Raw genomic sequence first — 21,608 nt, forward strand, 5'->3', positions numbered from 1 at the left:
GCGCAAGCATCGGCGGGAATGGGATAAAATAGTAACAATTCCCATTTAGATTGCTCGCGAGCTGCGCCGTGTCCCCGACCGATTTCCTGCCCGCCGACACCGTCACGCGGATCTATCGCCAGCACCATGGCTGGCTGTCGCTCTGGCTGCGCAGGAAGCTCGGTAATTCCTTCGATGCGGCCGACCTGGCCCACGATACCTTCGTGCGCCTGATGGCCGCGCGGGTGCGGGCCGGCGGCGGCGACGAGCCGCGCGCGTTGCTCACGCACATCGCCAAGGGGCTGGTGGTGGACCACTGGCGCCGGCGCTCGCTGGAAGATGCCTATCAAGCCGCGGCGGCGCAACTGCCGCCGCGAGAAGCGCCGTCGCCGGAACTGCGGGCGCTGATCCTGGAAACCCTTTACGCCATTGACGCCACCTTGCGCACCCTGCCGGCCAGGACGCGCGCGATCTTCCTGTCGTCGCAGTTCGACGGCATGGCGTATGCCGATATCGCCCGCGCGCAACGGGTGTCCCTGGCCACCGTCAAGCGCCACATGCAGAAGGCGTTGACGGCCTGTCTCATCGCCTACCAGGCCGATTCCGCGTGAGCGCCGCGCCGGACCCCGTGTTGCTCGAAGAGGCCGCCGGCTGGCTGGTGCGCTTCCAATCCGAAACGCTGTCGGCCTCGGACCGGGCGGCGTTCGAGCGTTGGCGCGGCCGCAGCGCGGCGCACGCGGCGGCCTGGCGCCGGGTCGAAGACATGCTGCGCAGTTTCGGGCAGGTGCCGCCGGCGCTGGGGGCGCGCACCTTGCGGCAACTGGACCGGCCCGCGCGCCGCCAGGCGCTGCGCACCGTGGCGGGCCTGCTGGCGGCAGGGCCGGCGGCCTGGCTGGCCTGGCGCGAACTGCCCTGGCGCGAATGGCGCGCCGACGCCCGTACCGCCACCGGCGAACAGCGGCAGATACTGCTGGCCGACGGCACGCGGTTGTGGTTGAACACGGCCACGGCGGTGGATATCCAGTACACCGCGCGGCAACGCCAGCTCTGGCTGCGCGCCGGCGAGATCCTGCTGGCCTCCGGCCGGGACCCGCAGCAGCCGCCGCGACCATTACGGGTGCGCACCGCGTTCGGCAGTGTGCGGGCGCTGGGCACCCGCTTCATGGTGCGCGACGCGGGCCATGACATCCAGGTGGCGGTGTTCGAAGACGCGGTGGAAATCCACACCGACGGCGATGCGCGGCGGGTGCTGCATGCGGGGCAGCAGGCGCGCTTCGATGCGGCCGGCATCGGACCCGGGCGGGCCGCCGATGCGGCGCTGGTGTCATGGGAGCACGGCATGCTGGCCGCGCACAACTGGCGGCTGGCCGACCTGGTGGACGAACTGGCGCGCTATCGGCGCGGCTTCCTGCGCTGCGATCCCGAGGTGGCCGGATTGCGGGTCTCGGGCGCGTTTCCGCTGGGCGACATCGATGCCAGCCTGCGCCTGCTCGAGAAGACCTTGCCGGTGCGGATCCAGCGCGTCACGCCGTACTGGATCAAGGTGGCCGCGCGGGGCGCGGGCGGCGATCCCGCTGTTACAAATTAATCGCGCTTGCCCTGACACTTTTTGCGCCTTCGTCCGGTGTGCCGGGTGAATCGTCGCGGCCCGGCCGCGAGCCCCTCGCCCATGAAGGATCGTTCCATGCCCGTCAGCTCCACCTGCCTTCCGTCGTTCCGCCGCGCGCGGCTCCCCTCCGCTTCTCTGCGGGCCACCGCGAGCGCGTTCGGGCTGGGCCTGGCCCTGCTGCTGGCGGCGCCGCCGGCTGCCCACGCCACCGACGGCGCCAGCGCCGCGCCGGGCAGATCCTATGCGATCGCGCCCGGGGCACTGGGCGATGTGCTGGCGCAGTTCGCCGCCGCTTCGGGCGTGCCGCTGTCGTTCGATCCGGCGCTGCTGGCCGGGCGCCACAGCGACGGCCTGAACGGCGTCTACACCGTGCGCGATGGCTTTGCGCGGCTGTTGGCCGGGTCGGGCTATGCCCTGGCCGAGCAGGGCGACGGCGCGTATTCACTGCGCGCGCTGTCGCCGTCGGGCGCGGCCACCCTGTTGCCGAGCATCGTTGTCGATGGCGCCGGCGTGTCGCCGTCGGCGTTGCCGTCCGAGTATGCCGGCGGCCAGGTCGCGCGCGGCGGCCGGCTGGGCATGCTGGGCAACCGCGACGTGATGGATGCGCCCTTCAGCGTCGCCAACTACACCGCCGACCTGCTGGCCAATCGCCAGGCGGTGACGCTGGCCGACGCGCTCAACGTCGACTCGTCGGTGCGCTTCACCGGCCAGATCGGCGGGGTGACGGATTCGTTCTATATCCGCGGTTTCCCGATAGGCGAAGGCAACCTGGGCGAGATCGCCTTCGACGGTGTCTATGGCGTGGCGCCCAATTACCACGTGTTCACCGATTACATCGAACGCGTCGAGGTGTTGAAGGGCCCCGCCGCGCTGCTGTACGGCATGTCGCCCAACAGCGGCGTGGGCGGCGTCATCAATATGGTGCCCAAGCGCGCCTTGCCGCAGGACCTGACGCGTGTGTCGGCCGACTACGCCGGCGCCTCGCAGTTCGGCGGCCGCGTCGACCTGAGCCGGCGCTTCGGCGACGACGGCGCCTGGGGCGTGCGCGTCAATGGCCTGCACCGCCAGGGCGACACGCCGCTGGACAACCTGCATTCGCGCACCGACATCGGCGCGCTGTCGCTGGATTACCAAGGGGAAAAACTGCGAGCCTCGCTGGACCTGCTGACGCAGGAGGAGAAAGTCGATGCGCCCACGCGGCCGTTCCTGGTGGCGGCGGGGTTGCGTACGCCTGATGCGCCGGACGGCCGGCGCAACGCGACGCAGCCGTGGGGCTGGTGGAAATCGTCGGGGCAGTCCGCGCTGCTGCGGGTGGAGTACGACGTCAGCGACCGCCTGACCGTGTTCGCCGACGCCGGTGGCTCGGATACCGCCATCAACCGTCTGTCCGATCAGACCCCCACCATCGTCAATGCCGCCGGCGACACCGTGGTGACGCCCAACCACTTCAAGTTCCAGGTCGACCGCAGCACCTACAATGCCGGCCTGCGCGCCAGGCTGGATACTGGTCCGGTGCGCCACGCCATCACCTTCATGGGCACGCTGTACAGCGACCGCAATTCGCAGGCCAGCGTGACCGGCACGCCGCTGTCGTCCAACATCTACCACCCGGTGACGCGGGCGCGGCAGGACATCGCCGCGCCCGCCAGCGTGCCCAAGGTGTCGTCATCGGACCTGACCGGCTTCGCGCTGGTCGACACCCTGAGCGTGCTGGACGAGCGCGCGCAACTGACGCTGGGGGCGCGCCAGCAGCGCATCGAGTCGCGCAATTTCAATCCCGCCACGGGGGCGCGCACGCTCAGCTATGACGAGAGCGCCGTCACGCCGCTGGCCGGCCTGGTGCTCAAGCCGTGGGGCAATGTCTCGCTCTATGCCAACTACATCGAAGGCCTGAGCAAGGGCGACGTGGCGCCAGCCACCGCGTCCAACGCCGGACAGGTGTTCAAGCCCTACAAGGCCAAGCAGAAGGAGGTGGGCGTAAAGGTCGATTTCGACAGCGCCATGCTGACCCTGAGCGCCTTCGAGATCACCAAGCCCAGCGGCCAGTTGACCGGCTCGGTGTATGCCGCGGACAGCGAACAGCGCAACCGCGGCCTGGAGCTGAACCTGTCGGGCGAGCCGCTGCGCGGCCTGCGTCTGCTGGGCGGCGTGACCTTCCTGGATGCCGAGCTGACACGCACCAGCAACCCCGCCACGCGCGGCAACCGGCCGGTGGGCGTGCCGCGCTTTACCGCCAACCTGGGCGCGGAATGGGATACGCCCTGGGTCGCCGGCCTGACCCTGACCGGCGGCGTGATCCACACCGGCAAGGAATACGTCAACCAGGCCAATACGCAATCGGTGCCGTCATGGACCACGTTCGACCTGGGCGCCCGCTACGTTACGCGCATCGATGGCAAGGCGGTGACGCTGCGCGCCAACGTGGTCAACCTGTTCAACCGCGCTTACTGGTCGGGCGTGGCGTCCTACGGCACCCTCTCGCAGGGCGTGCCGCGCACGCTGATGCTGTCGGCGTCGATGGACTTCTGACGGCGCCGGGTTGTCCAGGCCTTACGGCGGGGCGGACTGGCCGTCCAGCGGCAGCGACAGCCCGACCCGCTCGCCGCTGCGCACCCGGCTGATGGCATGGCGCAGCGTGGCGCGGTAGTCGCCGTTGGCGCCCCGCACCGGCCGGTGCGCCGCCGCGATCACGGCGCCATCGCCCCGGCGCAGCGGCAGAACCATCGGGCGCGATTGCTGGCGCGGCCGTTGCTCGGTCATGACGAATTCGCCGCCGGTGAAGTCCCGTCCGGGCTCGGACAGCAATGCAATCAGGCGGAAGGGGAACGCGGCGTCGTCCGCGGCATGGCGCAGGGGGAGGCTGCCGTCCTGGCCGAGCCGGCTCAGGCAGGCCGGGGCCGCCGCCGTGGCCGCGGGGGCGGCGCGTCCCAACCGCTGCGCCCATGACCGAGCCAGCGGCGCCAGCCGCGCGTGCAGCTGCCGTTGCAGCGCGTCCAAGCCATCAGGCAGGGGCGGGCGCCACGATCGGCATGCCTGGCCATCTGCGCCGGCGGGCAAGGTACGCGGATCGTCGAAGGCGCGCGCCAGTTCAGCGGCCCGCGCGGGGCTGAACAACGCGGGCAGCGGCGCCCAGCCCTCGGCGTCCAGCTGTTCAAGGATGTGGGTCCAGTCGTAGCGGTCCAGCGCCGGCAGCGCGCTCATGACGCCGCCGGGGAGGGCGAGGCGGGCAGGCGCCACAGATACCAGGCCGCGATCGTGCGGTAGGGGCTGAAGGCCTCGCCGATGGCGCGCATCTGCGCCGGCGAGGGCGCCTTGTCCAGCCGCTTCAGGCGGCGGTAGCCCTCGCGCACGCCATAGTCGTCCACCGGCAGGATATCCATGCGTTCGAGCGTGTAGATCAGCAGCATCTCCACCGTCCAGCGGCCCACGCCGCGCAGCGTCACCAGGCGCGCGATCAGGTCCTCGTCGCGCATCGCCAGGGCTTCGTCGCGCGCGGGGATCAGGCCGTCCAGCGCGGCCTGCGCGATGCCGCGGATGGTGGCCAGCTTGGACGCCGAAAAGCCGCAGGCGCGCTGGATACCGGGGTCGGTGTCCAGCAGCGCGCGGGGCGCGGGAAAGGCCTGCCCCGGATACAGCGCCAGCAGGCGGCCGAGAATGGCATCGCCGGCGCGCGCGTGCAGTTGCTGGTAGGCGATGGCGCGCACCAGCGCCTCGTAGGGATCGCGCGCCGGCCGCGAGGCATGGCGGCAGGGGCCGATGGCGGCCACATGGTCTGCCCAGTCCGCGTCCAGTGCGGCCAGGTGCCGCGCCGCGCGGGCATACAGGGCGGGCATATCGTCGGCGGCGGGAGCCGTCCCGGCACGTTCAGAGGGCTTGGCGGGAGCGGGCCGGCGGCGGGCGGGCAGGGGTGCGGTTGGTGGCATGGGCACGGGGGCAGCGGGTGGACGGGAGCGGGGCGCGCAGGGAACGCCGCCCGCGAAACAGCATAGCGAACCGCGCGGCGCCGCGCACTCCGTTGCTTGCGCGGGCGGCCGAGGCGCCGGAGGTGAAGTATGCTCTGGGGCTTCTCCGCCCCTGACCCCCGTAGCCGCAATGACTGATTTTCCCTTTGACGCCGTGTTGTTCGACTGTGACGGCGTCCTGGTCGATTCCGAGCCGATCACCGCCCGCGTCCTGACCGAGATGCTCAACGAGCTGGGCTGGGCCATCACCTTCGAAGAGGCTACCCGCATCTTCACTGGCAAGGCGGTGCGTGATGAACTGCCCTTGATCCAGGCGCGCACCGGCGTGGCGCTGTCGCCCGAGTGGTTCGCGCAATTCCGCGAGCGCCGCAATGCCGCGCTCGACCGCGAGCTGCGCGAGATTCCCGGCGCGCCGGATGCGGTGCGGGCCTTGCACCAGACGCTGGCGGGCCGCATCGCCGTGGCCTCGGGCGCCGATCGCCGCAAGGTCGAGTTGCAGCTGGCCAAGGTCGGCATCGCCGAGTGTTTCGGCGAACGGGTCTTCAGTGGCCACGAGATGCCGCGCAGCAAGCCGCATCCCGATGTCTACCTGGCCGCCGCCAGCGCGCTGGGCGTGGATCCGCGCCGCTGCGCCGTGGTCGAAGACACCATCACCGGCGCCACCGCCGGGGTGGCGGCGGGCGCCACCGTGTTCGGCTACAGCCCGAGCGCCAACGGCCACAGCAGCGCCTCGGCGCTGCGCGAAGTTGGCGTGGCGCATGTGTTCACCGACATGGCGCATCTGCCGGCCCTGCTGGCCGGCTGGGCCGCGGCGCGCTGAGCCACAGGGCGCATCAGCGGCCGGCGTACTGCTCGCCGCCGTCCAGGTCGATCACCGTGCCGCTGAGATAACCGGCGCGCGGCGATGCGCCGAACACCACCATGTCGGCGACCTCTTCCGGTTCCATCAGACGGCCGAAGGGCAGGTCGTTAAGCGTCTCCTGCCAGCGCGATGCATCGCCCCAGCGGGCTTGCGCGCGCTGTCTGGCCAGGGTCAGCACCCGGTCGGTGCGGGTGCGCGACGGATTCACGCCGAACACGCGCACGCCGTGGCGCGGCCCGTCGCCGCCCAGGGCGCGGGTGAAGGCGATCAGCGAGGCATTGGCGGCGGCGCCGCAGATGTAGTCGGCGCGCGGCGCCGAGCCGGCCATGCCGATGATGTTGGCGATGACGCCGGCGCCCGCCTGGCGCATCAGCGGATAGTAGTGGCGCGCCAGATCGATGTAGCCATGCACTTTCAGGTCCCAGCCGGTGCGCCAGCGTTCGTCCTGCACCTGGTCCAGGGCGCCGCCAGGCACCGCGCCGGCATTGTTGACCAGGATGTCGATCGCGCCGGTCTGTTCCAGCACCCGCGCCGCCGCGCCGCGTTGCGCCAGGTCGACCGCCAGGGTGCGCGCCGCGCGGCCGGTCTGCGCCTGGATCGCCTGCGCGGCGGCCTGCAGCGCCGCGTCGTCGCGCGCCGCCAGGATCGGCTCGGCGCCCTCTCGCGCAAAGGCCAGGGCGCAGGCCAGGCCGATTCCCTTGGACGCGCCCGTGATCAGTACGCGCTTGCCATCCAGCTGCAAATCCATCCGAAGCTCCTCGTGGTGCCCGTCTCGATGCGGACCTGCCTGACGTTGTAAACCAGATGGCCGGCGCCGCGCCAGCGCGGCCTGCTATGCTGGCCGCATCCACCTGCCGCGGGAGACGACAATGGCGGATATCTGGCTACAAGTCTGGACCACTTTGCGCAGCGAATTCGCCGACATTCCCGATGTCGGCGAGGCCACTCGCATCGTGCTGCGATTGGGCATGGCGGTGCTGCTGGGCGGCTTGCTCGGCTACGAGCGCGAACGCAGCGGCAAGGCCGCGGGCCTGCGCACCCATATGCTGGTGGCGCTGGGCGCGGCCATCTTCGTGCTGGTGCCGCTGCAGAACGGCATGCAGGTCAGCGACCTGAGCCGGGTGCTGCAAGGGGTGATCGCGGGCATCGGTTTCCTGGGCGCGGGTGCCATCATCAAGCTCAGCGACGAGCGCGAGATCCGCGGCTTGACGACGTCGGCCAGCATCTGGATGACGGCCGCCATCGGCGTGACCGCCGGGATGGGGCGCGAGGCCACCGCCGTGGTCAGCACGCTGATGGCGCTGTTCGTGTTGGCGGTGCTGCGGCGGGCCGAGGCCCGCATCGCCGCCAAGGACGACAAGCGGTTGATCGAGCGCGACCGGCCCTGAGCGGTCCTCAGATCCAGACATCGTTGGGCGCGCTGCGCTCGCCGCCCTGGTCGCCGGTGTTGCGCACGCCGCGCGGCTCGATCAGCATGGCCTGCACCTCCTGCGGCGCACAGGGCTTGTGCTCCACCCCCTTGGGGATAACGGCCATTTCGCCTGGCCCCAGATCGATGTGGCCGTCGCGCAGGTCGATGCGCAAGTGGCCGGCCAGGACGATGAAGGTCTCGTCGGTGTCGGCATGGGCATGCCAGACGAACTCGCCGTGCAGCTTGACCAGCTTGAACTGGTAGTCGTTCATTTCGGCGATGACCTTGGGCATCCAGGTTTCCTGGATCAGCGACAGCTTGTGGGCGAGATTGATGGCGGTGATGGCGGGCATGGCGGCGTCCTTGGCCGGGGAAGAAAACCACAGCTTAGGGGCTGGCGCGCGCGGGGTCTTGTACGTTTGTGCGCAAGGCCGCGCGTCAGGGGCGCAGGGTGCCGCGCCAGCGCGCGGGCGTCATGCCGAAGGTTTCGGTGTGGCGGCGCGTCAGGTGGCTCTGGTCGGTGAAGCCGGCGGCCAGCGCGGCCTGCGCCAGGGGTTCGCCCACGGCGATCAGGCGGCGCGCCAGGTCGAGGCGGCGCAGCAGGGCATAGCGGTACGGGCTGGTGCCGTACAGCGCGCGGAAGTCGCGCGACAGGCTCCAGCGGTCGATGCCGGCGGCGCGTTCCAGGTCGTCCAGCGACACTGCCTGGCCGCGCGCGTCGTGGATGTACTGGCGTGCGCGCTCGCAGGCGGCATAGTCGGGGCGCGCCCGGGCCGGGACCTGTCCGGCGGCGGCGCACAGCGCCTGCGTCAGGTCGTAGAGCGCGTCGTCCTCGCGCAGCGGATCGGCGCAGGCGTCGGCGCCACGCAACAAGGTGGCGCAGGCCGCGCGCAAGCGCGCATCGTTGGAGATGCCGCCGCGCACGAAGGGTAACGGGCGGCCGCCCAGGATGCGCTGGATCAGCGCCGGCTGCACATAGGCCATGCGGTAGTGAAAGCCGGCGTCGGTGCCGGCCTGGCCGTCGTGCGCCTCGTCGGGGTGCAGCACCAGCACGCCACCCGGCAGGCTGTGCCGCAGGTCACGGCGGTAGTGAAAGCTCTGCACGCCCGCCAGCGTGCAGCCGATGGCGTAGGTGTCATGCCGATGCAGCCCGTAGCCGCGGCCGCCGAAGTAGGCCTCGATGCGCTCGAAGCGGTCGCCCGGCGCGTGGCGCACGATCCAGTCGCGGGAGGCGGGGCGGGCGGCCATCGGGCTACTTGAGCTGCACCAGCACGAACTCGTTGCCGTACAGGTCGATGAAGTGCGCGTAGCAGGTGGCGGAGTCGTCCACCGGCTCCTTGGTGAAGCGCACACCGCGCGCGGCCAGGCGGGCGTGGTCGCGCATCAGGTCATCGGTGTAGAACACGCCCACCGGCTGGCCGCCGGTCTGGTCGCCGACGCGGTCGCGCTGGGCCTGGGTCTGCGCCAGCAGCAGCCAGACCCCCACCGACGGCTGTTCGGGCAGGCGCAGGTGCACGTAACGTTGCGGCCCCACCGCCATGTCGACGATGGCCTCCATGCCCAGCTTGTCCTGGTAGAAGGCGATGGCGGTGTCGTAATCGTTGACCAGCACGACGAGGCGGCCAAGTGAATGCATGTCGGGACTCTTTTGAAAGTTCAGCTTGCGGCTATGCTAACCGGTCTTCATGGCGCCGCCGTGCGCCATGGGTGGAATCCGACCCGCGGAGCCGGCCTGCAGCGGGAATTTCAGCGGGCACGCTCGCGTGGGCCCCGTCGGCAAGGCCTCAGCCGGCCCGGCGCAGGGTGAAGTTGAACCGCAGGCTGCCCAGCGTCGGGTGGGGGCGCTCCTTGAGCGGCAGCACGCCGTGGTAGCGCAGCCGGTCGACCCCGCCCCACACCACCACGTCGCCATGGAACAGTGGCACATGCACGGCCCGGTCGCCGCGCGCATGGCCGCCAAAGAGGAACACCGCCGGCATGCCCAGCGAGACCGAGACGATGGGCGCGCCGTAGTCGCGCTCGTCCTTGTCCTGGTGCAGCGACAGCCGCGAGCCCGGCTGGTAGCGGTTGATCAGGCAGGCGTCCGGCGCGAAGGCGGCAAAGCCCGCCGCCAGCGCGGCCTCGCGCGCCAGTGTGTCGAAGGCCTCGGGCATGTCCGGCCACGGACTTCGCGACTGCGGATCCTCGCGGGTGTAGCGATAGCCTTGCGCGTCGCTGGTCCAGCCGTAGCGGCCGCAGTTGGTCAGCGCCACCGACATGGGCAGGCCCCCGGGCGTGACCATGTGGCGAAACGGCGCCTGCCGGCGCACCGTGTCGACGCCGGCCAGCAGCGCCTGCGCCACGGGCAAGGCGTAGCCGCGCAGCACCATCGACTGCGGGCCGATGCGTTCGCGGCCGGTCTGCGCGGTCTCTGCGTCATTGAACAGGTTGAGGCTGGTTCCCATGTCAGGCCGCATCGTGGAAGATCACGCCGAGCGTGTGGCGCCGCCCGCCGCGCAGCGCGCTGACGCCGTGGCGCATGGCCACGCGGCGCCAACCGCGCGCGCCGGCCACGGGACGCTGGTTGACGGTGAAGATCAGCGCATCGCCCTGGTCCAGTGGCACCACCTCGGCACGCTGCCCGGCGCTATCGGTTTCGGTCATGACGAATTCTCCGCCGGTGAAGTCCGCGCCCGGGCGCGACAGCAGCACCGCCGCCTGCAGCGGGAAGACATGCTCGCCGTACAGGTCCTGGTGCAGGCAGTTGTAGTCGCCGGGCCCGTATTGCAGGATCAGGGGGGTCGGCCGGCGCTGGCCGGCCTCGTGGCAGCGCGCCAGGAAGGCGGCATGCTCGGCCGGATACTCGACCGCGATGCCCATCTGGCGGTTCCAGCGGTTGGCGATCGGCGCCAGTCGCGGATACAGCGCGGTGCGCAGGTTGTGCAGCAGGCGCGGCAGCGGATAGGCGAAGTACTGGTATTCGCCGCGGCCGAAACCGTGACGGCTCATGACGATGCGGCTGCGGTAGCGATGTTCGTCGCCGTAGCCGCTGGCCAGGGCCTGGCACTGCGCGGGGGTGAGCAGGCCGGCGGCCACGGCGTGGCCGCGCGCGTCCAGTTCGGCGGCGAGGCGGGTCCAGTCCAGGGTGTCGAGTTTGCTCATGGGAAACGCGTGGTGGTGGGCGGTCGGCGGATATCCAGTCTACCGCCGACGCGGCCGGCGTGAACGCCGTAATTTGCGCCGCGGTCTGCGCAGTTCTCCGGGCCGTAAGCTGCTGCATCGAGTGCGGCCGCGCGGATCGGCGCCACGCCGGGCGCAGTCAGTGATTGATGGTTTTCCATATATGGGATAAATTTCCTGATATGGAAAAATCATCCGCACCCGATACGGACCTGGACCAACGCCTGGCCGGCCGCCTCAAGACCCTGCGCCTGGAGCGCGGCTGGTCATTGGACGAACTGGCCGGCCGTGCCGCGGTCAGCCGCGCGACCCTGTCGCGCCTGGAAAACGCCGAGGTCAGTCCCACCGCCAGCGTGCTGGGCAAGCTGTGCGGCGCCTATGGCATGACGATGTCGCGCCTGATGCGCATGGTCGAAGACGACTTCACCCCGCTGGTGCCGAGCGCGGCACAGGCGCTGTGGGTCGATGGCGACACGGGCTTTCGCCGCCGTTCGGTGTCGCCGCCCTCGCAGAAGCTGGCCGGTGAAGTGTTGGCCTGCGAACTGCCCGCGGCCACCCATATCGACTACGCGCAGTCGCCGCGGGCCGGCCTGGAACATCACCTGGTGATGCTGGAAGGCGAACTGACGATCCGCGTCGATGGCCAATGCCACACCCTCGCGCCCGGCGACTGTCTGCGGTACCAGCTCTATGGCGCCAGCGCCTTCGACACCCCGCCGCACAGCGGCGCCCGTTATCTGTTGTTCATCGTCTGAGTCCACCATGGCCATCGATTCCCTTGCATTGAACCGCGTCAGCGCGGCGGAGGCCCGCGCCTTGTTGCCCGGCCTGGGAGAACTGCTGCATGCCTGCGTGCAAGACGGCGCCAGCGTCAGTTTCGTGCTGCCTTTCGACGTCGAGGCGGCACGGGCGTTCTGGCGCGACAAGGTGCTGCCGCCGCTCGAAGGCGGCGGGCTGGTGCTGCTGGTGGCGATGCAGGACGGCCGGGTGGCCGGATCGGTGCAACTGGACTGCGATACGCCGCCCAATCAGCCGCACCGCGCCGAGATCCGCAAGCTGTTGGTGCATCCGGATTTCCGGCGCCGCGGCATTGCCCGCGCGCTGATGCGGGCAGCGGAAGCGGCCGCCGTGCAGGCCGGCCGCAGCCTGATCACGCTGGACACGCGCAGCGGTGACAACGCCGAGCCGCTGTACGCCTCGCTGGGGTATCGAACGGTGGGGAGGATTCCGGGATTCGCCCGCGATGCGCGCGATCCGGCGCGGCTGGACGCCACCACCATCATGTACAAACCGTTATAGCAACGCCCGGCGGCGGGCGGGAACCGCCGCTCAGGCGAGCGGCTTGAGGCCCACGCTGTAGGGCGGGGCGTTGCCGCGGGCAGCGGCCTTGATCTTCAGCATCGAGCCGCCGGGGGTGAATTCGAATTCCTGGAACGGCACTTCGAACCACTGGTGGAAACTGGTGCGCGAGAACTCCGGCACCCACACCTTGGGCCGCTTGGCATCGCAGTGGAATTCCACCAGCGTGCGGTCGATGCCCAACGGCCGGGTGTTGCCGATGCGGTAGCTGGCGCGCAGTTCGATGCTCTCGGTGCGGCCAGGTTGCCAGGTCAGGCCGATGGACATCATGAATTGTTCGATCGCCTCAATGCCGCGATACATAGCTGACTCCGAATGCTGCCCGGCGCGGGCGCCGGCGGGAAATAGCGGAATTATCCGCCATTCCCCGTTTTCCTGCGCGCCGCGCCCCGGCCTTGCGTTCCTTCAATGGCCCTGATTGAGTAAACCAAATGGACGCGCGCCGCCGCGCCCTGCACGATGATGCCCATGTCTTATATAAGACTGGCGCAGCCGCCGCCGGTCTGGGCATTCGACTCAAAGGAATCATCATGGCGAATCTTCTCCTGGCACTGGTCACCGCAGAACTCTCCCTTTTCGGTGTGGATGCCGCCGCGCCCGTCACGGAGCCGGTGGCGGACAGGGCCCCCGCCGGCAGCGCGCCGCGCTTCGACAGCGAGCACTATCGCAGCGCGCTGGGCTGATCCACCCGGTCGCCCGTTCGGGCCGGGGCGCCGTGGCGGCCCCCGTTTCCACGTGCGCCGGCGGGTGTCGGCAAGCCCGTAGAAATAGGCAGGTATCGCGCAAGAACGAGCCTGTGCGTGATGGCGCGCGATGCTTAATATCGCTCTCACGCCTGGGGTCGATGGGTTCCGCGTGAATCCGTCGGCGCCTGCGGGCCGCCGGCGTGTTGCCGGCCGCGGCGAGTTGAGGGAGATCGCATGAGCACCGAAAAAATCTGGTTTGTGACGGGCGTTGCCGACGGCCTGGGTCTGGCGCTGGTCAGGATGCTGCTCGATCAGGGGCACAAGGTCGCGGCCACGTCGCGCGACGTCGATGCGTTGCTGGACGCGGTGGACGCCAAGCTCGAAGGCCGCTTCCTGCCGCTGGAAGTGAACCTGGCCGACGAAGGCAGCGTGCGCCGCGCGGTCGATTCCGCCGTGGCCGCCTTCGGCCGCATCGACGTGGTGGTCAACAACGCCAGCCACGGCCTGCCGGGGGCGCTGGAAATGCTGTCGGACGCCGCGCTGCGCAGCAGCTTCGATATCAATGTCTTTGGCGTGTTGAATGTGGTGCGCGCGGTGATGCCGCGCCTGCGGGCGCAGCGCGCCGGCCACGTGTTCAACATTTCGTCGATCCTCGGTTTCGACGGCGGCAGCGCCGGCTGGGGCGCCTACAGCGCCGCCAAGTTCGCCGTCAGCGGGCTGAGCGAAGCGCTGGCCGCCGAGGCCGCCCCGCATGGCGTGCGCGTGTCGCTGGTCTATCCCGGCGCGATGCGCGCGCAGGCGGACGGCTCGCGCCCGGAGGCGGGCATCGGCCACGCCGCTTGCGGCGATCCGACCAAGGCCGCGCGCGCCCTGATCCAGGCGGCGCACGCGCAATACGCGCCGCTGCACCTGTTTCTGGGGCGCGACGCCTTCGACCAGGCGCGCGGCAAGATCCAGTCGGTGCAGCAGGAACTGGCTCGCTGGCGCGAAATGTCGGTGTCGATCGGTTTTGTCGATGAACGGCGCCTGGCGGCCTGACGCTGGCCCGGGCGTCTACCCTGACAGCCCCTGCGCCACCTGGTAGGCGCCCAGCAGCGCCAGGCTGACCATGAAGCATTGCTTGAACGCGCGCGCCGACAGCCGGCTGCGCAACCACTGGCCCAGCGCCATCCCGGCCAGCGCCGGCAGCAGCATCAGCACCGAGGCGCCGGCCGCGCCCGGCGTGTAGCTGCCGTTCAGCCACAGCCCCGCCGCCAGCGCCACGGTGGACAGCGTGAACGAGATGCCCATCGCCTGGATCAGGCCGTCCTTGCCCAGGTTCAGCGCCTGCAGATACGGCACGGCGGGAATCACGAAGACCCCCGTGGCGGCGGTGATGAGCCCCGTCACCGCGCCCACCGCCGCGCCCAGCGCGCCCTCGCGGCGCGCCGGCACTGTGGGCGGCGCGCCGAACATACCCCAGGCGGCATAGGCCACCAGAGCGGCGCCCAGGCAGACGCTGGCCCAATGGCCGGCGGGTGCGCCGAACCACGCGGCCCCCGCCAGCGTGCCGACGCAGACGCCGATCTGCATGGCGGCGATGCGGCGCCATACCCGCAACAGCGTCGGCCACGGCCGCGCCTGCCACAGGTTGGTGATGAGCGACGGCACGATCAGCAGCGCGGCGGCCTGCGCCGGCGCCATGATCAATGCCAGCATGGCCATGGAAATGGTCGGCAGGCCCAGCCCCACCACACCCTTCACCATGCCGGCCAGCACGAAGATCGCGGCGGTCGCGGCCAAGAGCGCGGGCGTGCCCACGCCCGGCAGGTCGGCGGCGCTCAAGCGGCCTCGCAGTGCGCGGTGAGCGCGTCGCGTGGACGGCCGAACAGGGCATAGGCGACGTCGTCGCCGGCGCCCTGGCTGGCGGCGCGCAGCAGCCACTGGCGGCCCTCGCACAGGTCGGCGGGCTGGCCGGCCCCATACAGGGCCGGGCCGCCGATCAGCGCGATGCCGAGCATGCGCTGGGCCGGCGCATGGCCGGCGCGCGCCGCCGCCCGCAGCCAGGTCAGCATCGCGGGATAGTCGCCCAGGGTCTGGGCCTCCAGCGCCAGCGCGTACTTCTGCGCCGGCGTGGCGTAGGCCGACAGGGTGCCGTTGGCTTCGGCCAGGCCTGAGGAATGCAGCGCCAGCGCCGTCAACAGCGCCGCGCACCAGGTTCCGGCCCGGCGGCCTCCAGGGGAGAATGTCATGGGATTGATCCGCTTTCGGTGATGGATGCAGGCATTCTGCGCGCGGGGCGGCGCCGGCCCTATCGGGATCTGGCGCAGGCCGCCTACGGAACAGCCTGAGCCTGGCGTGCTACGCTTTTCGGTATGCGCTTCGACCTGACCGATCTGCGGCTTTTCCTCAATGTGCAGGAAACCGGCTCCATCACCGCCGGCGCGCGGCGTTCGCACATGACGCTGGCGTCGGCCAGCGAGCGTATCCGAGGCATGGAGCAAACGCTGGGCGTGCCGCTGCTGTTGCGCGAACATCGCGGCGTGCAGGCCACGCCCGCCGGCCGCACGCTGGCGCATCACGCGCGCCTGGTGCTGGCGCAGATGGACCGCATGCGCGGCGAACTGGACCACTATGGCCAAGGGCTCAAGGGCCACGTGCGGGTGTTGTGCAACACCACCGCGCTCAGCGAGCACCTGCCGGCGGTGCTGGGCGAGTTCCTCAAGGATCATCCGCGCGTGTCGGTCGATCTCGAAGAACGCCTCAGCTTCGACATTGCCGACGCCCTGCGCGCCGGCACCTGCGACATCGGCGTGCTGGCCGATTCGGCCGACCTGCAGGGCCTGCGGGTGTCGCGCTTTCGCCATGATCCGCTGGCGCTGGTGGTGCCGCCGGATCATCGCCTGGCCGGCGGCAAGACCGCGTTGCTGGCCGACGTGGCGGACGAGGAATTCGTCGGCCTGGTGGAAGGCAGCGCCTTGCAGGAACACATCGCCCAGCATGCGCGCCGCCGCGGCAAGGCGCTGTCGTACCGCGTGCGCCTGCGCGATTTCGACGCGGTCTGCCGCCTGGTGGGCCAGGGCGTGGGCATCGCCATCATGCCGCGCGTGGCCGCCGTGCGCCACGGCCGCGCCGCGGGCGTGCGGCGGCTGGCGCTGATGGATGACTGGGCGAGGCGCGACCTGGTGCTGTGCGTGCGCGGCGAGTTGCCGGCCTATGCCCAGAAGTTGGTGGCGTACGCGCTGCGCGACGCGCCCCGCGCCTAGTCTGGCGCGCGGCGTCTTCGCATGCGAACAGGGCCTGGTCGGCGCGGCTCAAGGCCCTGCCAGCGGCGCCCCGCGCAAGTGGCCGCGCTCGAACCACGACCCCGACGCCACGGCGGCCAGGATCACCAGTCCGTACAGGCCCATGGCCAGCGCGGCGACCGCGAAGAACCAGGTCAGCGATCCCGTCAGGTGCAGCACCGCGCCACCCAGGCCGATGGCGGTGGCCAGCCGCAGGACCCCGGCCCACAACGGCCATTTCAAGCGGCCCGCGCCCTGCGAGGCGAAGTACATCGAAAAGCCCATCGCGAAAAAGCCGTACATCGGACCGGCGATGCGCAGATAAGCGGCGCCGGCTTCCAGCATGTGGTCCTCGGCGCCGAACAGGCGCAGCCAGGCTTGGGGGAACAACGCCGCCGTCAGACCGATGGCTTCGGCCAGCGCGAAGGCCATGGCGCCGCCGGTCAGGGCGATGCGCAGCGCCCGTTCCGGCTGGCCGGCGCCGATGTTGGAACCCACCATCGCCACCATCGGCGCGCCCAGGCCGAACGCCAGCGGCATCATCAAGTATTCTAGCCGCACCGCGATGCCGTAGCCGGCCACCGCGGCGGTGCCGGCATAAGCGCCCACCAGCGCCGCCGTCAGCGCCACCAGGCCGTTGGTGAGCAGAGGGTTGAGCGTGGCCAGCGCGCCCACCCGCAGGATGCTGCGCATCAGGCTCAGGTGCAGGCGGCTGCGGGTCAGGCGCGCGGCGTTGCGGCCGCTCAGGCAATAGCCGCCCAGTACCAGCGTGCCCACCGCGTAGTAACTGACCAGCGCCCAGCCGCCGCCGGCCACGCCCAGCGCCGGGAACGGGCCCCAGCCGAAGATCAGGCAGGGCGACAAGGGCACCAGCAGCAGCGCGCCGCCGCAGATCACCGCGCCCGGCACCAGCATGTTGCCGGTGCCGCGGATGACGCTGGCGAAGGCGTTCATCAACCACATCAGCACGATGCCGCTGAAGATGACGTTGGAGTAGGCCAGCGCCGCGTCCAGCGCCACGCCTTCGGCGCCGAGGGCGCCATACAGCAGCGGCCCGCAGGCCAGTAGCAGCACGCAGAACACCAGGCCCAGCGCAGCGTTCAATACCACCGCGTGCAGCACCAACTGATCGGCCTCCCGTTGCCGTCCGCCGCCCAGGGCGCGCGCCACGGCCGCCGAGATGCCGCCGCCCATCGCGCCCTGCGACATGTTCTGCATCAGCATCAGCACCGGCACCACCAGCGCCACCCCGGCCAGCACCGGCGTGCCCAGGCGCGCCAGGAACCAGGTCTCGATCAAGCCGGTGGCGGACTGCGCCAGCATCATCAGGATATTGGGCCAGGCCAGCCGCGCGAGCGTGGGGGCGATCGGCGCGTGCAGCATCGCTTGCAGGCGTGCGTTGGCGGGGTGGGGCACGGCGGCGGCGCGGGTGGCGGGCATGGTCGGGGAGGCCGGAGGAGAGCGTGCGGAAAATTTACGTGCATATGCCAATAATTGTCAACAATGCGCTAGACTCGGGTCCGTCGCGGCAGTAGCGTAATGGACTTGCCGTGCCCCTCCGAACCCATCATGTCCGACACCGATTCCTCCGCCATCCCCCCGGACCCGCTGGTCTGCAACGGCGCCGCCTTGCGCAAGGCCACCCGGCGCGTCTCGCAGTTGTACGACACGGTGCTGGCGCCCTGCGGCCTGAAGGTGTCGCAACATTCGATCCTGGTACACATTGCGCGCGCCGGCACGCCGTCCATGACCGATCTGGCGCGCGCCATGGTGCTGGACCGCTCCGCGCTGGCGCACAACCTCAAGCCGCTGGAACGCGATGGCTATGTGCGCATGGCGCGCGACGAGCGCGACGGCCGCAGCCGCCGCGTGGCGCTGACCGACGCCGGCCGCGACAAGCTGGCCGAGTCCAAGCGCCTGTGGAAGGATGCGCAACGGCGCTTCGAGGCGGCCTATGGCGCCGAGCGCGCCGCCGCCTTGCGTCAGTCGCTCGCGGACATTTTCTCCGACGATTTCGCGCTGGCGTTCAGTCGCGGTTGACGGGGGCCGGCTTGCGGGTCCGGCCCTGGATCAGGACCGCGCCCAGCACGCACGCCATGCCCGCGAGCTGATGGCGCGACAATGATTCGTGCAGCAGCAGCGCCGCCAGCAGTACGGCCGAGACGGGCGCGATGGCGGTGAACAGGGCGGCTTCCGACCCGGCCACGCGCTGCGCGCCGGCGTACCACAGCACGAAGCCGGCTACGGTCGGCACCAGCGCGTAATAGGCGACCGCCAGCAGTGCCTCGGCGGAGAGCGCCAGCGTCCACGGCGCTTCCATCAGGCTGGCCGGCAGGCACACGGCCAGGCCCATGGCGCACATCAAGGTCGACAGCGCCAGGGGCGGCAGCGGCACGCGCAGCCGCTTTTGCAGCAGGATGAACAGGCCTTCGCACACCACCGCGCCCAGCACCAGCGCATTGCCGACCCATGAGCCGGCGCCCGGCGCCGCGGCGCCGCGCGTCATCAGCCATACACCGGCCGCCGCCGTGGCGATGGCCAGCAGCGTGGCCTTGCCGGGCCGTTCACCCAGCAGCGCGATGGCGATGGCGGCCGACACCAGCGGCAGGGTGCCGAGGATTACCCCGCCATCGACCGCCGAGGTGCGGCCCAGGCCGGTGATCAGCAACGTGGTGTAGCCGACACTGCCGGCCGCCGCCTGCGCCGCCAGCAGCAGCCAGTCGTGCCGGCTCAGGCGCGGCAGGCGCATGCCGGCCAGCCATCCCAGCAGCGCGAAGCAGGGCAGCGCCAGCGCGAAGCGCAACGCGGTGGCGGTAAAGGGCGGCAGCCCGGTGGCGATAATCTTGCTGGCGACGACGGTGCTGCCCACTAGCACCATGGCGGCGGCCAGGCAGGCATACCCTTGGGTTCGGTTCATGGAAAACGGCCGGAATCAGGACAAGGCCGCAGCGTAGGCGCGAGCGGCGCCCACGGTCTTGAACGAAATTGCGGCGGGCCTGCCGGGGGCGCCGTCAGCGCGCGGCAGCCTGGGCGTAGCGGCCGGGCGACACGCCATAGGCGCGCGAGAACAGCCGTGTCATGTGGCTCTGGTCGGCGAAGCCGGCGGCCGCGGCGGCGTCGGCCAGCGCCATCCCCTGGCGCAACAGGCGGCGCGCCAGCAGCAGGCGGCGCTGCATCTGGTAGGCGTGGGGTGTCATGCCGGTGGCGCGGCTGAAGGCGCGCAGCACCTGGAAGCGGCTCAGGCCGCTGGCCCGGGCCAGGTCGGCCAGCGACAGCGCGGCGGCGGGCGCGTCATCGATCAGGCCGAGCGCGTGGCGGATGCCTGCGGGAATGCCAGGCCGTGACGGCTGCGCGGCCTGGCGGCCGGCGCGCGCCAATACCCGCAGCAACAGCGTGTCGCGCGCCAGCGGCTCGCCACCGGCAATGGCCAGTGCGTATAGCGACAGCAGGTCCGCCGCCAGCGCGGGCGCGTCCATCACCGGGTGCTCGAATTCGAAGCCCGCGCCGGCCGGCAGCGCGCCGGCGGCGTCGGCCACCACCGCCGGGTCCAGGTACAGCATTTGCCAGGCGCGCTCGCCGCCGACGGGGGCGCCGTCGTGCACCTCGCCGGGATTGACGGTGATCACCTGGCCCGGACCCGCCTCGACCTGGCCGCGGCCGCTGTGCGAGACCTGTCCGCCCTGGCGCAGCACGCCGATGCCGAACTGCTCGTGCGTATGCCGCGCAAACGCCCGGGCGCTGCGCGCGGCCACCGCCTGAATGCCGGCCAGGGCGCTGCGGTGCATGACGAACTGGTTGGCGCTCATGGGTGGGTTCCGGGGTGTGCCGATACGCTTACGCGAGGATTCAGGGCCGCGCGTTGCGGCTGAAGGCGTCGCGCAAGGCCGCCGCGAACAGGGCATCGACATCGCGGCGCAAGCCGTCGGCGCGGCTGAACAGCGAAATCGGCGGCAGGGTCCAGTCGAAAGAATACGGCACGATCGCCGCGCCGGCGATACGCACCAGCTCGTCGGCGATGTCGGCCGGCAGGATCGACACGGCGCGGTCGCTGGCGACGATCATCTCGCCGATCAGCTTGGACGAATCGCTCTGCACCGAGGGCGTCGGCGGCGCCAGGCCGGCGCGCAGGAAAATGTCGGCGACCTGCTCGCGGATGGGGCTGTCCGGCGTGCCGAGGATCCAGTCCAGGTCGGCCAGCATGTTCCATTCGAGGCGCGCGCGGCCCAGGCGCGCGGCCAGGCGGCGGCTGGCGATCAGGCGTGGCGGCTGGTGATACAGCACCTCGAAGTCGATCTGGCCCAGGTCCACCGAGGGCGTGGCCCAACCCACCACCACGTCCAGGGTGTGGTCGCGCAACTGGCGCAGCAGGGCCGGTCCCTGGCCTTCGTGGATGGTGGCGGTGATTCCGCGGCCCTGCGGCACGGTGCGCGCAATGGCGGCCGACAGCAGTTGCCCCGAGACGAACGGGATCACGCCGATATGCAGATGGGCCGCGTGGCCGGCGGCCACTGCCTCCATTTCCTGCACCAGGTGGCCCAGGTCGTGGACCAGCGCGCGGGCCCGCGCCAGCACCACCGCGCCCAGCGGCGTGGGGGTCATGCCGCGCACCGAGCGCTCGAACAGCGGCACATCGAACATGCTTTCCAGTTCGGCCAGCGCATTGGTCACGGCCGGCTGGCTGGTGGCCATGTGTTCGGCCACCCGCGTCAGCGAGCCATGCTGCTCGATTTGCAGCAAAAGCATCAGGTGCCGCATCTTGAGCCGCGAGCTCAGTTTCCGGAGCACGTCGTCCGGGGAAAACGGTGTCATAGACAAGGCATAAGAAAAAGGTGATGTGACAATATTAAATCCGAATGATCACCTTATGTCTGTCATCCTAGAATCTGCCCTATTCAAGACTAGGAGGCGCCGCCCCATGAATTCGCAAGCAGACCGCCAGGCCGCCCTGGATTACCACGAGTTTCCCACCCCGGGGAAGATCTCCGTCGTGGCGTCCAAGCCGCTCGTCAACCAGCGCGACCTGGCCCTGGCCTATTCGCCCGGCGTGGCGGCGGCCTGCGAGGAAATCGTGGCGGACCCGGCCAATGTGTTTCGCTATACCGGCCGCGGCAACCTGGTGGGCGTGATCACCAACGGCACCGCGGTGCTGGGCCTGGGCAATATCGGCGCGCTGGCCTCCAAGCCGGTGATGGAAGGCAAGGCGGTGCTGTTCAAGAAATTCGCCGGCCTGGACGTGTTCGACATCGAGATCAACGAAACCGACCCGGACAAGCTGGTCGAGATCATCGCCGGGCTGGAAGCCACGTTCGGCGGCATCA

At 70.5% G+C, this 21,608-nt stretch carries 26 protein-coding genes and 1 pseudogene; 12 read left to right on the top strand and 15 right to left on the bottom strand.

Going from position 1 to position 21,608, the window contains the following annotated elements; genetic code table 11:
- The first annotated feature begins 68 nt into the window (after window positions 1–68).
- The 3 genes from HV701_RS07165 to HV701_RS07175 all read left to right on the top strand — a co-directional run bounded on the left by HV701_RS07165 (window position 69) and on the right by HV701_RS07175 (window position 4,117).
- Window positions 69–590, top strand: coding sequence for a sigma-70 family RNA polymerase sigma factor (locus HV701_RS07165; protein ID WP_175132376.1), 522 nt, complete (start codon window positions 69–71; stop codon window positions 588–590).
- Window positions 587–1,567, top strand: a complete 981-nt coding sequence (locus tag HV701_RS07170; protein ID WP_175132377.1) for a FecR domain-containing protein — start codon at window positions 587–589, stop codon at window positions 1,565–1,567. The genes HV701_RS07165 and HV701_RS07170 overlap by 4 nt, the downstream gene beginning before the upstream one ends.
- A 96-nt stretch (window positions 1,568–1,663) precedes the next feature.
- Window positions 1,664–4,117: a TonB-dependent receptor gene (locus HV701_RS07175; RefSeq protein WP_175132378.1), complete on the top strand. Its 2,454-nt coding sequence runs from the start codon at window positions 1,664–1,666 to the stop codon at window positions 4,115–4,117.
- Between the two features lie 21 nt (window positions 4,118–4,138).
- Here the strand turns inward: HV701_RS07175 and HV701_RS07180 are convergent, their stop codons facing one another.
- Window positions 4,139–4,789, bottom strand: a complete 651-nt coding sequence (locus HV701_RS07180; RefSeq protein WP_175132379.1) for a 2OG-Fe(II) oxygenase — start codon at window positions 4,787–4,789, stop codon at window positions 4,139–4,141.
- Window positions 4,786–5,421 (bottom strand): DNA-3-methyladenine glycosylase family protein, encoded by a 636-nt coding sequence (locus HV701_RS07185; RefSeq protein ID WP_254595132.1) that lies wholly within the window; start codon window positions 5,419–5,421, stop codon window positions 4,786–4,788. Before HV701_RS07185 ends, HV701_RS07180 begins: the two co-directional genes overlap by 4 nt.
- A 259-nt stretch (window positions 5,422–5,680) precedes the next feature.
- Here HV701_RS07185 and HV701_RS07190 point away from each other — a divergent pair, with 259 nt between their 5' ends.
- Complete coding sequence (locus HV701_RS07190) at window positions 5,681–6,370, top strand: HAD family hydrolase (RefSeq protein WP_175132381.1); 690 nt, start codon at window positions 5,681–5,683, stop codon at window positions 6,368–6,370.
- 13 nt (window positions 6,371–6,383) lie between these two features.
- On the opposite strand, the gene HV701_RS07195 is transcribed toward HV701_RS07190, so the two are convergent.
- Window positions 6,384–7,160 carry a short-chain dehydrogenase/reductase gene (locus HV701_RS07195; RefSeq protein ID WP_175132382.1) on the bottom strand — a complete coding sequence of 259 codons (777 nt, stop codon included), beginning with the start codon at window positions 7,158–7,160 and terminating at the stop codon, window positions 6,384–6,386.
- A 121-nt stretch (window positions 7,161–7,281) separates the two neighbouring features.
- On the opposite strand from HV701_RS07195, the gene HV701_RS07200 reads away from it, so the two are divergent.
- Window positions 7,282–7,800 (top strand): MgtC/SapB family protein, encoded by a 519-nt coding sequence (locus tag HV701_RS07200; protein ID WP_175132383.1) that lies wholly within the window; start codon window positions 7,282–7,284, stop codon window positions 7,798–7,800.
- Window positions 7,801–7,807: 7 nt separating this feature from the next.
- On the opposite strand, the gene HV701_RS07205 is transcribed toward HV701_RS07200, so the two are convergent.
- The 5 genes from HV701_RS07205 to HV701_RS07225 all read right to left on the bottom strand — a co-directional run bounded on the left by HV701_RS07205 (window position 7,808) and on the right by HV701_RS07225 (window position 10,964).
- Window positions 7,808–8,176, bottom strand: a complete 369-nt coding sequence (locus HV701_RS07205) for a cupin domain-containing protein (protein ID WP_175132384.1) — start codon at window positions 8,174–8,176, stop codon at window positions 7,808–7,810.
- A gap of 85 nt (window positions 8,177–8,261) precedes the next feature.
- Window positions 8,262–9,071, bottom strand: coding sequence for an AraC family transcriptional regulator (locus tag HV701_RS07210; RefSeq protein WP_175132385.1), 810 nt, complete (start codon window positions 9,069–9,071; stop codon window positions 8,262–8,264).
- Between the two features lie 4 nt (window positions 9,072–9,075).
- Window positions 9,076–9,459 (bottom strand): VOC family protein, encoded by a 384-nt coding sequence (locus HV701_RS07215; protein WP_175132386.1) that lies wholly within the window; start codon window positions 9,457–9,459, stop codon window positions 9,076–9,078.
- Window positions 9,460–9,607: 148 nt separating this feature from the next.
- On the bottom strand, window positions 9,608–10,267 hold the full coding sequence (gene alkB / locus HV701_RS07220; protein ID WP_175132387.1) for a DNA oxidative demethylase AlkB: 660 nt from the start codon (window positions 10,265–10,267) through the stop codon (window positions 9,608–9,610).
- A 1-nt stretch (window position 10,268) separates the two neighbouring features.
- The gene (locus HV701_RS07225; protein WP_175132388.1) at window positions 10,269–10,964 is read right to left on the bottom strand and encodes a 2OG-Fe(II) oxygenase; all 696 of its coding nucleotides are present in this window, start codon (window positions 10,962–10,964) and stop codon (window positions 10,269–10,271) included.
- 200 nt (window positions 10,965–11,164) lie between these two features.
- Between HV701_RS07225 and HV701_RS07230 the strand changes: the two genes are divergently transcribed.
- Together HV701_RS07230 and HV701_RS07235 are read left to right on the top strand one after the other, a co-directional pair.
- Window positions 11,165–11,737, top strand: a complete 573-nt coding sequence (locus HV701_RS07230) for a helix-turn-helix domain-containing protein (protein WP_175132389.1) — start codon at window positions 11,165–11,167, stop codon at window positions 11,735–11,737.
- A gap of 7 nt (window positions 11,738–11,744) precedes the next feature.
- Window positions 11,745–12,281, top strand: coding sequence for a GNAT family N-acetyltransferase (locus HV701_RS07235; protein ID WP_175132390.1), 537 nt, complete (start codon window positions 11,745–11,747; stop codon window positions 12,279–12,281).
- Between the two features lie 30 nt (window positions 12,282–12,311).
- On the opposite strand, the gene HV701_RS07240 is transcribed toward HV701_RS07235, so the two are convergent.
- Entirely contained in the window at window positions 12,312–12,644 is a 333-nt protein-coding gene (locus tag HV701_RS07240; RefSeq protein ID WP_175132391.1) for a hypothetical protein, read from the bottom strand.
- A 128-nt stretch (window positions 12,645–12,772) separates the two neighbouring features.
- Here HV701_RS07240 and HV701_RS07245 point away from each other — a divergent pair, with 128 nt between their 5' ends.
- Both HV701_RS07245 and HV701_RS07250 read left to right on the top strand, forming a co-directional pair.
- A complete protein-coding gene (locus HV701_RS07245) occupies window positions 12,773–13,024 on the top strand; it encodes a hypothetical protein (RefSeq protein ID WP_175132202.1) in 252 nt (83 codons plus the stop codon).
- A 237-nt stretch (window positions 13,025–13,261) separates the two neighbouring features.
- Complete coding sequence (locus HV701_RS07250) at window positions 13,262–14,065, top strand: SDR family NAD(P)-dependent oxidoreductase (RefSeq protein ID WP_175132392.1); 804 nt, start codon at window positions 13,262–13,264, stop codon at window positions 14,063–14,065.
- 15 nt (window positions 14,066–14,080) lie between these two features.
- Here HV701_RS07250 and HV701_RS07255 read toward each other — a convergent pair whose 3' ends face one another.
- Both HV701_RS07255 and HV701_RS07260 read right to left on the bottom strand, forming a co-directional pair.
- Window positions 14,081–14,773 (bottom strand): sulfite exporter TauE/SafE family protein, encoded by a 693-nt coding sequence (locus HV701_RS07255; RefSeq protein ID WP_254595137.1) that lies wholly within the window; start codon window positions 14,771–14,773, stop codon window positions 14,081–14,083.
- Between the two features lie 74 nt (window positions 14,774–14,847).
- A complete protein-coding gene (locus HV701_RS07260; RefSeq protein ID WP_175132394.1) occupies window positions 14,848–15,258 on the bottom strand; it encodes a sel1 repeat family protein in 411 nt (136 codons plus the stop codon).
- Window positions 15,259–15,381: 123 nt separating this feature from the next.
- Here HV701_RS07260 and HV701_RS07265 point away from each other — a divergent pair, with 123 nt between their 5' ends.
- A complete protein-coding gene (locus tag HV701_RS07265; RefSeq protein ID WP_175132395.1) occupies window positions 15,382–16,272 on the top strand; it encodes a LysR substrate-binding domain-containing protein in 891 nt (296 codons plus the stop codon).
- A gap of 48 nt (window positions 16,273–16,320) precedes the next feature.
- On the opposite strand, the gene HV701_RS07270 is transcribed toward HV701_RS07265, so the two are convergent.
- Window positions 16,321–17,673, bottom strand: coding sequence for an MATE family efflux transporter (locus HV701_RS07270; protein WP_175132415.1), 1,353 nt, complete (start codon window positions 17,671–17,673; stop codon window positions 16,321–16,323).
- A 186-nt stretch (window positions 17,674–17,859) separates the two neighbouring features.
- Between HV701_RS07270 and HV701_RS07275 the strand changes: the two genes are divergently transcribed.
- Entirely contained in the window at window positions 17,860–18,330 is a 471-nt protein-coding gene (locus tag HV701_RS07275) for a MarR family winged helix-turn-helix transcriptional regulator (protein ID WP_175132396.1), read from the top strand.
- On the opposite strand, the gene HV701_RS07280 is transcribed toward HV701_RS07275, so the two are convergent.
- From HV701_RS07280 to HV701_RS07290, 3 genes are all read right to left on the bottom strand, one after another.
- Window positions 18,317–19,207, bottom strand: a complete 891-nt coding sequence (locus HV701_RS07280) for a DMT family transporter (protein ID WP_175132397.1) — start codon at window positions 19,205–19,207, stop codon at window positions 18,317–18,319. The genes HV701_RS07275 and HV701_RS07280 overlap by 14 nt on opposite strands.
- A gap of 94 nt (window positions 19,208–19,301) precedes the next feature.
- Window positions 19,302–20,096 carry an AraC family transcriptional regulator gene (locus tag HV701_RS07285; protein WP_175132398.1) on the bottom strand — a complete coding sequence of 265 codons (795 nt, stop codon included), beginning with the start codon at window positions 20,094–20,096 and terminating at the stop codon, window positions 19,302–19,304.
- A 40-nt stretch (window positions 20,097–20,136) separates the two neighbouring features.
- Window positions 20,137–21,099 (bottom strand): LysR substrate-binding domain-containing protein, encoded by a 963-nt coding sequence (locus HV701_RS07290; protein ID WP_175132399.1) that lies wholly within the window; start codon window positions 21,097–21,099, stop codon window positions 20,137–20,139.
- Between the two features lie 106 nt (window positions 21,100–21,205).
- On the opposite strand from HV701_RS07290, the pseudogene HV701_RS07295 reads away from it, so the two are divergent.
- Window positions 21,206–21,608 (top strand): annotated as a pseudogene (locus HV701_RS07295) (NADP-dependent malic enzyme); the annotation flags it as partial.

Source organism: Achromobacter pulmonis, from assembly GCF_902859765.1.
Lineage (GTDB): Bacteria > Pseudomonadota > Gammaproteobacteria > Burkholderiales > Burkholderiaceae_B > Achromobacter > Achromobacter pulmonis.

Coding starts and splice junctions, on each gene's coding strand:
- HV701_RS07175 (WP_175132378.1), top strand. CDS start 1,664: ATGCCCGTCAGCTCCACCTGCCTTCCGTCGTTCCGCCGCGCGCGGCTC.
- HV701_RS07180 (WP_175132379.1), bottom strand. CDS start 4,789: ATGAGCGCGCTGCCGGCGCTGGACCGCTACGACTGGACCCACATCCTT.
- HV701_RS07185 (WP_254595132.1), bottom strand. CDS start 5,421: ATGCCCGCCCTGTATGCCCGCGCGGCGCGGCACCTGGCCGCACTGGAC.
- HV701_RS07190 (WP_175132381.1), top strand. CDS start 5,681: ATGACTGATTTTCCCTTTGACGCCGTGTTGTTCGACTGTGACGGCGTC.
- HV701_RS07195 (WP_175132382.1), bottom strand. CDS start 7,160: ATGGATTTGCAGCTGGATGGCAAGCGCGTACTGATCACGGGCGCGTCC.
- HV701_RS07200 (WP_175132383.1), top strand. CDS start 7,282: ATGGCGGATATCTGGCTACAAGTCTGGACCACTTTGCGCAGCGAATTC.
- HV701_RS07205 (WP_175132384.1), bottom strand. CDS start 8,176: ATGCCCGCCATCACCGCCATCAATCTCGCCCACAAGCTGTCGCTGATC.
- HV701_RS07210 (WP_175132385.1), bottom strand. CDS start 9,071: ATGGCCGCCCGCCCCGCCTCCCGCGACTGGATCGTGCGCCACGCGCCG.
- HV701_RS07215 (WP_175132386.1), bottom strand. CDS start 9,459: ATGCATTCACTTGGCCGCCTCGTCGTGCTGGTCAACGATTACGACACC.
- alkB (WP_175132387.1), bottom strand. CDS start 10,267: ATGGGAACCAGCCTCAACCTGTTCAATGACGCAGAGACCGCGCAGACC.
- HV701_RS07225 (WP_175132388.1), bottom strand. CDS start 10,964: ATGAGCAAACTCGACACCCTGGACTGGACCCGCCTCGCCGCCGAACTG.
- HV701_RS07230 (WP_175132389.1), top strand. CDS start 11,165: ATGGAAAAATCATCCGCACCCGATACGGACCTGGACCAACGCCTGGCC.
- HV701_RS07235 (WP_175132390.1), top strand. CDS start 11,745: ATGGCCATCGATTCCCTTGCATTGAACCGCGTCAGCGCGGCGGAGGCC.
- HV701_RS07240 (WP_175132391.1), bottom strand. CDS start 12,644: ATGTATCGCGGCATTGAGGCGATCGAACAATTCATGATGTCCATCGGC.
- HV701_RS07245 (WP_175132202.1), top strand. CDS start 12,773: ATGGACGCGCGCCGCCGCGCCCTGCACGATGATGCCCATGTCTTATAT.
- HV701_RS07250 (WP_175132392.1), top strand. CDS start 13,262: ATGAGCACCGAAAAAATCTGGTTTGTGACGGGCGTTGCCGACGGCCTG.
- HV701_RS07255 (WP_254595137.1), bottom strand. CDS start 14,773: ATGGTGAAGGGTGTGGTGGGGCTGGGCCTGCCGACCATTTCCATGGCC.
- HV701_RS07260 (WP_175132394.1), bottom strand. CDS start 15,258: ATGACATTCTCCCCTGGAGGCCGCCGGGCCGGAACCTGGTGCGCGGCG.
- HV701_RS07265 (WP_175132395.1), top strand. CDS start 15,382: ATGCGCTTCGACCTGACCGATCTGCGGCTTTTCCTCAATGTGCAGGAA.
- HV701_RS07270 (WP_175132415.1), bottom strand. CDS start 17,673: ATGCTGCACGCGCCGATCGCCCCCACGCTCGCGCGGCTGGCCTGGCCC.
- HV701_RS07275 (WP_175132396.1), top strand. CDS start 17,860: ATGTCCGACACCGATTCCTCCGCCATCCCCCCGGACCCGCTGGTCTGC.
- HV701_RS07280 (WP_175132397.1), bottom strand. CDS start 19,207: ATGAACCGAACCCAAGGGTATGCCTGCCTGGCCGCCGCCATGGTGCTA.
- HV701_RS07285 (WP_175132398.1), bottom strand. CDS start 20,096: ATGAGCGCCAACCAGTTCGTCATGCACCGCAGCGCCCTGGCCGGCATT.
- HV701_RS07290 (WP_175132399.1), bottom strand. CDS start 21,099: ATGACACCGTTTTCCCCGGACGACGTGCTCCGGAAACTGAGCTCGCGG.